Genomic DNA, 11,424 nt, shown 5'->3' with positions numbered 1-11,424 from the left:
CCTATATCAGATCATTTAGTAATGGTTTTCACACCATCAGCCGTACCAATCAGTGCCACATCCGCACCGCGGTTCGCAAACAACCCGACGGTCACGACGCCCGGGATACCGTTAATGGCATTTTCCAGCGCGATAGCGTCCAGAATTTCCAGACCGTGGACATCAAGGATCACGTTACCGTTATCGGTGACCACGCCCTGACGGTATTCCGGACGGCCACCAAGCTTCACCAGTTCGCGCGCGACGGCACTGCGCGCCATCGGAATCACTTCCACCGGCAGCGGGAAGTTACCCAGAATATCAACCTGCTTAGAGGCATCGGCAATACAGATAAATTTATCGGCTACTGATGCAATAATTTTCTCACGCGTAAGGGCCGCGCCGCCGCCTTTGATCATCTGCATGTGGCCGTTGATTTCGTCTGCGCCGTCCACATAGATGCCCAGACGGTCAACTTCGTTCAGGTCGAAAACGGTGATGCCGAGGCTTTTCAGCTTCTCGGTAGAGGCATCAGAGCTTGAGACCGCGCCCTCGATTTGTCCTTTCATCGTGCCCAGCGCGTCAATAAAGTGCGCCGCGGTAGATCCCGTGCCTACACCGACAATCGTACCCGGCTGTACGTATTGAAGTGCCGCCCAGCCTACTGCTTTTTTCAGTTCATCCTGCGTCATGATCGTTTTCGCCTGTGGTGTCATCAACTGCCGCGCATTATAGAACATATCTCAATCATAATTCGACCTGCGGGTAAACCTCTGCGTACGCCCGCCGGACAACAGCTCCAGCCTGTGACAGGTATCACAGCAAAGTGCAAAACAATTTCGTCTGTATCCAGGGTAAATTTATGTCATAGTGCAGGATATACCGACAGGGGGGTACCGCAGATCAATGAAACGTCCGGACTACAGAACACTACAGGCGCTGGATGCCGTTATCAGGGAACGAGGGTTTGAGCGCGCCGCGCAGAAACTGTGCATCACTCAGTCCGCCGTCTCTCAGCGCATTAAGCAGCTTGAGAATATGTTCGGACAGCCGCTGCTGGTGCGTACCGTACCGCCGCGCCCTACCGAGCAGGGGCAGAAACTGCTGGCGCTGCTGCGCCAGGTTGAGCTACTGGAAGAAGAGTGGCTGGGTGATGAGCAAACCGGCTCGACTCCGCTGCTGCTGTCGCTGGCGGTCAACGCCGACAGTCTGGCGACCTGGCTGCTGCCTGCGCTAGCCGATGTGCTGGCCAACTCCCCTATTCGCCTGAATCTTCAGGTTGAGGACGAAACCCGCACCCAGGAACGCCTGCGTCGTGGCGAAGTGGTCGGCGCGGTAAGTATTCAGCCACAGGCGCTGCCAAGCTGCCTGGTGGATCAGCTCGGCGCGCTGGACTACCTGTTTGTGGGCTCCAAAGCCTTTGCTGAACGCTACTTCCCTAATGGCGTGACCCGTTCAGCGCTGCTTAAAGCCCCCGCCGTTGCCTTCGACCATCTGGACGATATGCACCAGGCGTTTTTACAGCAAAACTTCGATCTGCCGCCGGGTAGCGTTCCCTGTCATATTGTGAACTCATCGGAAGCATTCGTGCAGTTGGCTCGCCAGGGCACGACCTGCTGTATGATTCCGCACCTGCAAATTGAAAAAGAGATTGCCAGCGGTGAGCTGATCGATCTGACCCCTGGCCTGTTCCAGCGGCGGATGCTCTACTGGCACCGCTTTGCGCCGGAAAGCCGCATGATGCGCAAAGTCACCGATGCCCTGCTCGCGTACGGGCATAAGGTACTGCGACAAGATTAAGCACAACGAAAAACCCCTCGCCGGGCGAGGGGTTAGGGAAATTACTTCGCGGCTGCGGGCGCTGCTGCCGGAGCCGGAGTGGAAGCCTGTTCAGGCTGAAGCTGGAATACCACATCTACCTGGTCGTCAAACTGAATGGTCGTTTGCTCGTAGGTTTCCTGAGCGGATACCGGTGCCGCATCGGCCTTCATCATGCGCACCATCGGGCTCGGCTGGTAGTTAGAGACGTGATAGCGCACGCTGTACACAGGCCCCAGCTTGCTGTGGAAGCCTGCTGCCAGCGACTGAGCCTGATGAATCGCATCATCAATCGCCGCTTTACGCGCCTTATCTTTATACGCATCCGGCTTCGCCACGCCCAGCGATACGGAGCGGATCTCGTTCAGACCCGCCTTCAGTGCGCCGTCCAGCAGCGAATTCAGCTTATCGAGCTGACGTAACGTGACTTCTACCGTGCGCACCGCGCGGTAGCCCTTAAGCACGCTTTTACCGTTTTGATAATCGTAATCCGGCTGAGTACGCAGGTTGGCGGAGCTAATGTCGTTTTTGGCGACGCCATTCTGCTCAAGGAAAGAGAGGTATTGCGCAACGCGCTGATCGGCCTGTTTCTTGGCGCTTGCTGCATCTTTAGCCGCAATATTAACTTCAATCGCCAGCGTCGCGATATCCGGTACTGCCGCCACGCTTGCTGTCCCCGACGTGACGATATGCGGGCCATCAGGCAACTCATTTGCCTGTACGGACATTGCGCTAAACCCGATTGCAGCGGCCAGAGCCATCACTTTAAACTTCACTGTTGTATCTCCTTGGTTATCACCCGACAACGGGGTCTTGCCTGCAAGCTTAGCCATTGCCGGGAGAAAGTCCATCAGATGAGGCCTAGTTCATAAGCGCGTGCAGGTGGCCAATCCCCTCTTTTGCCAGCTGAAAAGCGATAAACCACATCACGATCCCAACGACGAGGTTGATAATGCGCTGCGCCTTCGCGGTGCGCAAACGCGGTGCCAGCCAGGCCGCCAGTAGCGCAAGCGCGAAAAACCACAGGAACGAGGCGCTGATGGTGCCCAGAGCGAACCAGCGCTTAGGCACGGCCTCCAACTGGCCCCCCAGACTGCCCAGCACCACAAAGGTGTCAAGGTAGACGTGCGGGTTAAGCCAGGTCACCGCCAGCATAGTCACGATGATTTTCCAGCGCCCCTGCTTCATCACTTCCGCGGTGGCCAGTTCAATGTTGCTGCCCATCGCGGTTTTCAGCGCGCCGAAGCCGTACCACAACAGGAACGCAACGCCGCCCCAGGTGACCAGTGCCAACAGCCACGGAGAGGCCATAAGCAGCGCGCTACCGCCGAATACACCCGCGCAGATAAGTAACATGTCGCTGACGGCACACAGCAAGGCAATCATCAGATGATACTGGCGGCGAATACCCTGGTTCATCACAAAAGCATTCTGCGGGCCGAGCGGAAGTATCATGGCTGCACCAAGTGCAAGACCTTGAAAATAATAAGATATCACGATAGTTTTCTTTAAGTAGTTCAGGAATGGCGCTGACTATAACGCGATAGAATCATTAGCGGAAATTGATATTTTTAATCAATAATAAGTTTAGCTAATTATAAATTGAAAATACGCGCACCGATGCAGGCCGGATACGACGTTTACGCCGCATCCGGCATTAATGCGCTCGATCAGTGCCTGATGGCGCTACGCTTATCAGGCCTACCTTGGTTGGTCGCCCATAAAAAAACCGGGCATCAGCCCGGCCTTATTACTGCTTAGAAGCGGTTACTGCTGGGCAGAACTGCCAGGCTGCATATGCACGTCTAGCTGTGGATAAGGGAAGCTAATGCCGTTGGCATCGAACTCGCGCTTAATTTGCTCCAGCACGTCCCAGTAGACGTTTTGCAGGTCGCCGCTCAGGCTCCAGGCACGCACGACAAAATTTACTGACGACGGCGCCAGTTCATTTAAACGCACGGTAATATCGCGGTCTTTGAGAATACGGTTATCCGCTTCAAGAATACGGGTGAGGATCTGCTTAACTTTATCAATATCCGCATCGTAAGAAACGCCAATAATAAATTCATTACGGCGCGCAGGTTCGCGCGAGAAGTTAATGATATTGCCAGCGATAATTTTGCCGTTAGGGATAACGACAATTTTGCCATCAACGGTACGCATGGTAGTGGAGAAAATCTGCACGCTCAGCACGGTACCGGCCACGCCGCCCAGGTCAACGTATTCACCCGCACGGAACGGGCGGAACATCACCAGCAGCACGCCTGCGGCCAGGTTAGACAGCGAGCCTTGCAGCGCTAGACCTACGGCTAAACCCGCGGCACCCAATACGGCAATAACGGAGGCTGTTTGTACGCCCACGCGCCCCAGCGCAGCGATCAGCGTGAAGGCAATCACCGCATAGCGCACCAGCGCTGAGAGGAAATCAGCCACGGTGGCATCAATTTTACGCGCCAGCATCAGGCGGTTGACGGTGTTCGAAACGATGCGCGCCGCAATCATCCCCACAATGATTATCGCGATTGCCGCAACGATATTGACCGCGTAGCTCAGCAGCAATTCCTGGTTGCGCACCAGCCATGAACCGGCGTCATTTATGCTATCGACAACGTTTAAATCTTCCATTCAATATTCCTTATGGATACCCGGATGGGAAACGAAAAACGGCCTGCAACAGTACAGGCAGGTATAAAGGGTAACCAAAAAAGGCGACTTTTGCCAAGTTGATCACGTTTTTATACCGTTCCATCACTTTGAAAAGACAATAAAAAAAGCCCACCTTTCGGCGGGCTTTCAGGCAAAAATCAGGTTTTCTTACAGAACGTCTTTCGCGTTCAGTTCAGCAAAAGCCTGTTCCAGACGCGTAATCATAGACGTCTGAGCAGCACGCAGCCATACGCGCGGATCGTAGTATTTCTTGTTCGGCTGGTCTTCGCCTTTCGGGTTGCCCAACTGGCCCTGCAGGTAAGCTTCGTTAGTTTTGTAGTACTGCAGGATACCGTCCCAGGTTGCCCATTGGGTGTCGGTATCGATGTTCATTTTCACTACGCCGTAGCTAACGGAGTCTTTGATTTCCTGAGCAGAAGAACCGGAACCGCCGTGGAAGACGAAGTTCAGGCTGTTGTGCGGCAGGTTGTGTTTCTTAGAAACGTATTCCTGAGAATCACGCAGGATAGTCGGGGTCAGAACCACGTTACCTGGTTTGTACACGCCGTGTACGTTACCGAAGGAAGCTGCGATGGTGAAACGCGGGCTGATTTTGCTCAGTTCAGTGAACGCGTAATCAACGTCTTCTGGCTGAGTGTACAGTGCAGAAGCGTCCATGTGGCTGTTGTCCACGCCGTCTTCTTCACCGCCGGTGCAACCCAGTTCGATTTCCAGAGTCATGCCCATTTTGGACATACGCGCCAGGTATTTGGAGCAGATTTCGATGTTTTCGTGCAGGGACTCTTCGGACAGGTCGATCATGTGAGAAGAGAACAGCGGCTTACCGGTAGCAGCAAAGTGTTTTTCACCCGCGTCCAGCAGACCGTCGATCCACGGCAGCAGTTTTTTAGCGCAGTGGTCAGTGTGCAGGATAACCGGAACACCGTAGTGTTCAGCCATCTGGTGAACGTGATGCGCGCCAGAGATCGCACCCAGGATAGCCGCGCCCTGAGGAACGTCGGTTTTCACGCCTTTACCCGCGATGAACGCAGCGCCGCCGTTAGAGAACTGAACGATAACCGGAGCTTTAACTTTTGCAGCGGTTTCCAGTACGGCGTTGATGGAGTCAGTGCCCACGCAGTTAACTGCTGGCAGAGCGAAATTGTTTTCTTTTGCTACCTGGAAAACTTTCTGTACGTCATCACCGGTGATAACACCTGGTTTTACGAAATCAAAAATTTTAGACATGTTACGTAGTCCTGTATCTTCGGCCGTTAGAAAAGGTGCGAGCTCTATAAAGCGCGCTGAAAATTGGGCAGGTTTCCCTGCCCTTGAATGACTTACTTCTTAGCGCGCTCTTCGAGCATTGCTACTGCTGGCAGTACTTTACCTTCCACGAATTCGAGGAATGCGCCGCCACCAGTGGAGATGTAGGAAATTTTGTCAGCGATACCGAACAGGTCGATTGCAGCCAGGGTGTCGCCGCCGCCTGCGATGGAGAACGCGTCGCTGTCTGCGATTGCGTTAGCCACGATTTCAGTCCCTTTGCGGAAGTTCGGGAATTCGAACACGCCTACCGGGCCATTCCACAGGATAGTTTTCGCGTTTTTCAGGATTTCAGCCAGTTTCTCAGCGGACGCGTCGCCCAGGTCCAGAATCTGCTCGTCATCTTTGATGTCGTTGACAGATTTCAGGGTTGCGGTCGCGGTTTCAGAGAACTCGGTCGCTACGCGAACGTCGGTCGGAACCGGGATGTCACAGGTGGTCAGCAGACGCTTAGCTTCATCAACCAGGTCAGCTTCGTACAGGGATTTACCGACGTTGTGGCCTTGCGCAGCAACGAAGGTGTTCGCGATACCACCGCCCACGATCAGCTGGTCAGCGATTTTAGACAGAGAGTCCAGAACGGTCAGTTTGGTAGAAACTTTAGAACCACCAACGATAGCCACCATCGGGCGAGCTGGTTCTTTCAGTGCTTTACCCAGCGCGTCCAGTTCTGCTGCCAGCAGCGGGCCTGCGCACGCAACGTCAGCAAATTTGCCGATACCGTGGGTGGAAGCCTGTGCACGGTGTGCAGTACCGAATGCATCCATTACAAACACGTCGCACAGTGCAGCGTATTTTTTGGACAGCGCTTCGTCGTCTTTCTTCTCGCCTTTGTTGAAGCGAACGTTTTCCAGAACAACCAGCTCACCGGCAGCAACTTCAACGCCGTCCAGATAATCTTTAACCAGACGAACCGGAGCAGACAGTTTGTCTTTCAGGTAATTAACAACCGGCAGCAGAGAGAATTCTTCGTTGTACTCGCCTTCGGTCGGACGACCCAGGTGAGAAGTCACCATCACTTTCGCACCCTGTTTCAGCGCCAGCTCGATAGTTGGCAGTGAAGCACGGATACGTGCGTCGCTGGTTACTTTCCCTTCTTTAACTGGTACGTTCAGGTCCGCACGGATGAAAACGCGTTTACCAGCCAGATCCAGATCGGTCATCTTAATTACAGACATGGTGAATCCTCTCGTTGATACTTAAAGTTTTGTCGACGCTCAAGCGTCGAGCCTGAAACCAATAGCGGCCATTGCTAACGTGGTGTCGAGCATTCGGTTAGCAAAGCCCCATTCGTTATCACACCAGACCAGCGTTTTGATCAGATGCGCTCCACTCACCCGCGTCTGCGTGCCATCGACGATGGCGCTGTGCGGATCGTGGTTAAAATCAGTTGAGACCAACGGTAATTCCGTATAGTCAACTATACCATGAAATGCACCCTGTGCTGCTTTTTGCAGCAACTGGTTGACTTCACTTGCTTTTACAGGTTTTTTCACCGTCACGCTCAGGTCAATTGCCGTCACGTTAATGGTCGGTACGCGCACCGCAATCGCCTCAAATCGGTCACTGAACTGCGGAAAAATACGGGCGATGCCCGCTGCAAGTTTGGTATCAACCGGAATGATAGACTGGCTCGCCGCGCGCGTGCGACGGAGGTCGGGATGATAAGCATCAATCACCTGCTGGTCGTGCATCGCAGAATGAATGGTTGTCACCGTTCCGGACTCAATGCCGTAGGCATCATCCAGCAATTTGATGACGGGAATGATGCAGTTCGTGGTACAGGAGGCGTTGGACACAATACGATGTTCCGCACGCAGCTCATGCTGATTGACCCCATAGACGACGGTTGCGTCGAGATCGTTGCTGCCAGGATGTGAAAAGAGCACCTTCTTTGCGCCTGCGGCGATATGCGCTTCACCGTCTGCACGGCTACCGTATACGCCGGTACAGTCGAGCACCACATCAACCGACAGTTCACGCCAGGGGAGCGCGTCAATAGAGCGCTCGTGCAAAAGACGGATAGCATCATCGCCGACAAACAGCTGCTCGCGCTCCTGGCGAACATCCCAGGCGAAGCGCCCGTGGCTGGTGTCATATTTCAACAAATGCGCGATGCCAGCGGCATCGGCCAGTTCGTTGATGGCCACCACGGTGATTTCCGCACGGCGTCCGGATTCATACAAAGCACGAACCACATTACGTCCAATGCGGCCGAAGCCGTTAATCGCTACGCGTACGCTCATAGGTCTCCTGCAAGGTTGTCCCGACGCTAAGTGGCAAACAGAGTAATGCAGCCGCACGTTCAGGGAAACCTTACCCGCCACAAACCGTGACTGAATGGTTAAATGTCGAACAATTCATCGACTGAAACGCTTCAGCTAGAATAAGCGAAATATGGAATAAAAGGAATGTTTGTCCAGACAAACGCGCCAGTAATCTGACATACATCACATTTTTACAGGAATAATCTGCGGAGAAATTCCATGCCGCCCTTCGCTTATCCCCCTTCTCTGTAACCGGCGTCGGCAATCAACCTCAACCGCACCAGGCTAATATTATTAGCTAAAGATGACTTTATCGCTGTGCGAGTCACAGAATCCTCTTTTCGTAATGATACACTCACCAGCCAATATAAAAACGCCCGAAAAATAAGCATACGCTTTAATTAATAAATATCACAAAAATATATCAACCGAAAATATATGCATTAAAGAAATATTTCTGACGCTAATGACGAATTTCATTATTCACCCACAATTATCGCCATCATTCCGGTTTAAATATTCACAAGGATGATTTATGAAGCAGCAAATGCAAATGATTGGGCAAGCAATGCTGGTCCCCATATCAATTATTACTATTGGTTCCATGTTTATGGGATTCGGCAGTGCATTGACGAATAAAGAAACGCTGGAGGCATTACATCTCGGCGCTTTATTTAATCAAGAATCACTATGGTTTATCACGTTCAGCGTAATGAAGGCGACGGGGGACGTGGTATTTCGCAATTTACCGCTGTTCTTCTCGATCGGCGTCGCCTTTGGTCTGGCAAAAAAAGAGAAAGGCTGGGCCGCCTTTTCCGGCGCCGTTTGCTTTATGTCGATGCATTTCATCCTCAGCACATTACTTACGCTTCATGGTCTTAGTGAACAAACGACGACGGCCAGTTGGTTTATCAATCAGCGCCACCTCGACCCGGTCGCCGCGGTGCAAGAAGCCTCTATCTATACCACCGAATTAGGCATGTTCACCTACCGCATGAGCGTCTTTGGCGGCATGGCGGTCGGTCTTGTGACTGCCTGGCTGCATAACCGACTTTACAACGTAAAGCTACCGATGGTGCTCTCCTTCTTCGCCGGTACGCGCACCGTGCCTATCGTCACGCTCGTCGTCGGTGCGCTGATGGGGTCAGCGCTCTATCTCATCTGGCCGCCTATCGGCTGGATGCTGGCGCAGTTCAGTAAGCTCATCGGTGATTCCGGTTTATTTGGCACCTTCCTCTGGGCAGTGGCCGATAAATCGCTGCTGCCGGTAGGCCTGCACCACCTGATCACAACCCCCATTCGCCTGACCGAGCTCGGCGGTTCAATGGAAGTGTGCGGCAATCTGGTCAGCGGTACCACCAACATCTATATGGCCCAGTTGGGCTGTAGCGACACGCAAGAGCTGCTGGTGCGCGGCTTCCAGTCCGGACGCGTCGTCACCCACTTCGGCGCGTTGCCGGGAGCCGCGCTTGCCATGTACCACTGCTCCCGCTCTCAGCATAAAAAGGTCGTTGCGGGCCTTCTGCTGCCGGTGGTGGCAACGATGATACTATTTGGCGTAACGGAACCTATCGAATATACCTTCCTGTTTGTCGCCCCCTGGCTTTTTTATCTGGTCCACGTACCGCTCACTGGTTTAATTTTCGTTTTAACGGAAATGGCTAACGTTTCTGTCTACGGCGGCTGCCTGAAAGATATTCTGCCGGTATTGCTTCAGCCCAATAAATTAAACCTGTGGGGATATCTCTGGTTAACCCCTCTCTTTTTTGTCGTCTACTATGCGCTATTCCGTTATTTAATTACTCGTTTTAACGTGATGACCCCGGGCCGTGAAGAAGAAGTTACCAGCGGTGATAACGTGAAGCTTTTCAGCAAACAGGATTTTAAAAGTAAAAGCGCAGCATCCCCGGTTAAAGCACCGAGCGATGAATTTTCCATGCAAATTATTGCCGCTTTCGGCGGCAAAGAAAATATTGCTCAGTTCGATAACTGTATTTCCCGGCTACGCGTCGAGGTGATCGATCCTTCACGCGTCGCAGACGATGACGTGTGGAAGAAAACCCTGCGCGCCAAAGGCGTCGTGCGCGTCGGCGAAACCGGCTGGCAAATTATCTACGGCACCGAAGTGGTGATGATTGCCGGTGACTGTAAAGAACTGCTTGAGGAGGACTAATGGATAACCTCTCAACGGAGCATATTGAGTACGTCGCACATCCCTACGAACAAAAACGGCTTATCGCGCTGCCGTTCGATCCCGGGCTCGACGTTGAACGACTGGAAATCAGCTACCGCGTCAACGACGGTAACGTGGTCGATTTAGGACTAAAAATCGGTGAAGAAACCCTCGGCTGGAGTGGCGGAGCGCGGCAACACATTGCGGTCAGCGAAAACTTCGCCACGCCCGGCTACCGGCGAGGCGCGTTGCCCCGAGGTAAAGGATACGTGCTGCTGGGGCTGCATAAAATCACGACCGTGTGCCGCATTCAGGTCGAGATCGTGCGCTACAACAAGGCGCTACGCTGGCTGCGCGGGGATACACATATGCACTCCGAGCACAGCGACGGCAAGCTAAGCATAGCAGCGCTGATCGCCAGAGCTCGCTCACTTAATCACGATTTTCTCTGCTTTACCGACCATAACACCATGACGCAAAACCGGGAGATCGACGGCATCAACGTACCACAATGCCTGATTCCCGGTATGGAGCTCACCACCCAGCTCGGGCACGTCAACTTTCTCGGCGTTGCTCAGCCTGTGCACAGTTTTCTGCCCAGCTTCAGCGCAGCGGAGATCGCACAGAAGATGGCCGAAGCTCGCAGCAACGGCGCCTGGATTGGCATTAATCATCCGTTCTGCCAGCACTGCCCATGGCTGCTGCCCTTTATCAATTTCGACTGGCTTGAATTGTGGAACGGCCCCTGGGAGGCAACGACCCATAACGAAGCCACGTTTCAGTACTGGCTACAGCAGCTGCGCCTGGGGCAGAACATTGCCGTTACTGCCGGCAGCGATTTCCACAAAGAAAAATCGCTGACGCTGCCTACTCTTGCCGTGCACAGCCGCAGCGCTGAACGCCGCGACATTCTGCATGCCATCGCCAGCGGTCGCAGCTATATGCAGAGCCACGATGATATTCGGCTGCGGCGTTTTGCCGCCGGAGACGCCGGGGCCGGGGACACGACCGTAAGCCCGGCACTGCATGTCGATCTCAACGTGCCAGCCCACCACCAGGTGCTGCTCTATACCGAGAAGCAGGTGATTGAATTGCCGCACCGCAGCGGCGTAGTACAACGGGACATTCACTGGGCCAACAGCCGCTTTGCCTTTTTACGGGTGAACGATGGCTCCCGCGCCCAACTGATTAGCAACCCCATTTTCAGGGAGTGAA

10 protein-coding genes are annotated in these 11,424 nt (G+C 53.6%); 3 read left to right on the top strand and 7 right to left on the bottom strand.

Features of this window, described 5'->3' with window-relative positions; translation table 11 throughout:
* Nucleotides 1-11: 11 nt before the first annotated feature.
* On the bottom strand, nt 12-671 hold the full coding sequence (gene rpiA, locus H7R76_RS04545) for a ribose-5-phosphate isomerase RpiA (RefSeq protein WP_106926107.1): 660 nt from the start codon (nt 669-671) through the stop codon (nt 12-14).
* 214 nt (nt 672-885) lie between these two features.
* On the opposite strand from rpiA, the gene argP reads away from it, so the two are divergent.
* Complete coding sequence (gene argP / locus H7R76_RS04540) at nt 886-1,779, top strand: DNA-binding transcriptional regulator ArgP (RefSeq protein ID WP_106925749.1); 894 nt, start codon at nt 886-888, stop codon at nt 1,777-1,779.
* Between the two features lie 41 nt (nt 1,780-1,820).
* On the opposite strand, the gene H7R76_RS04535 is transcribed toward argP, so the two are convergent.
* The 6 genes from H7R76_RS04535 to epd form a co-directional block, all read right to left on the bottom strand.
* Nucleotides 1,821-2,573, bottom strand: a complete 753-nt coding sequence (locus H7R76_RS04535; protein ID WP_106925747.1) for an oxidative stress defense protein — start codon at nt 2,571-2,573, stop codon at nt 1,821-1,823.
* Nucleotides 2,574-2,658: 85 nt separating this feature from the next.
* Nucleotides 2,659-3,294 carry an arginine exporter ArgO gene (argO, locus tag H7R76_RS04530; RefSeq protein ID WP_182967060.1) on the bottom strand — a complete coding sequence of 212 codons (636 nt, stop codon included), beginning with the start codon at nt 3,292-3,294 and terminating at the stop codon, nt 2,659-2,661.
* A gap of 270 nt (nt 3,295-3,564) precedes the next feature.
* Complete coding sequence (mscS, locus tag H7R76_RS04525) at nt 3,565-4,422, bottom strand: small-conductance mechanosensitive channel MscS (protein WP_106925743.1); 858 nt, start codon at nt 4,420-4,422, stop codon at nt 3,565-3,567.
* Between the two features lie 189 nt (nt 4,423-4,611).
* Nucleotides 4,612-5,691, bottom strand: coding sequence for a class II fructose-bisphosphate aldolase (gene fbaA / locus H7R76_RS04520; protein ID WP_106925741.1), 1,080 nt, complete (start codon nt 5,689-5,691; stop codon nt 4,612-4,614).
* Nucleotides 5,692-5,783: 92 nt separating this feature from the next.
* Nucleotides 5,784-6,947: a phosphoglycerate kinase gene (gene pgk, locus H7R76_RS04515; RefSeq protein WP_106925739.1), complete on the bottom strand. Its 1,164-nt coding sequence runs from the start codon at nt 6,945-6,947 to the stop codon at nt 5,784-5,786.
* Nucleotides 6,948-6,986: 39 nt separating this feature from the next.
* The gene (epd, locus tag H7R76_RS04510; protein ID WP_106925737.1) at nt 6,987-8,015 is read right to left on the bottom strand and encodes an erythrose-4-phosphate dehydrogenase; all 1,029 of its coding nucleotides are present in this window, start codon (nt 8,013-8,015) and stop codon (nt 6,987-6,989) included.
* Between the two features lie 556 nt (nt 8,016-8,571).
* Between epd and H7R76_RS04505 the strand changes: the two genes are divergently transcribed.
* Both H7R76_RS04505 and H7R76_RS04500 read left to right on the top strand, forming a co-directional pair.
* A complete protein-coding gene (locus H7R76_RS04505) occupies nt 8,572-10,209 on the top strand; it encodes a PTS transporter subunit EIIC (RefSeq protein WP_182967058.1) in 1,638 nt (545 codons plus the stop codon).
* Nucleotides 10,209-11,423 carry a CehA/McbA family metallohydrolase gene (locus H7R76_RS04500; protein WP_182967057.1) on the top strand — a complete coding sequence of 405 codons (1,215 nt, stop codon included), beginning with the start codon at nt 10,209-10,211 and terminating at the stop codon, nt 11,421-11,423. The genes H7R76_RS04505 and H7R76_RS04500 overlap by 1 nt, the downstream gene beginning before the upstream one ends.
* The last annotated feature ends 1 nt before the right edge of the window (nt 11,424 follow it).

Source organism: Klebsiella sp. WP8-S18-ESBL-06 (genome assembly GCF_014169755.1).
GTDB classification, from domain to species: Bacteria; Pseudomonadota; Gammaproteobacteria; order Enterobacterales; family Enterobacteriaceae; genus Kluyvera; species Kluyvera ascorbata_B.
The sequence above is the reverse complement of the archived record's forward strand: the minus strand, read 5'-3'. Positions and strand labels throughout refer to the sequence as shown.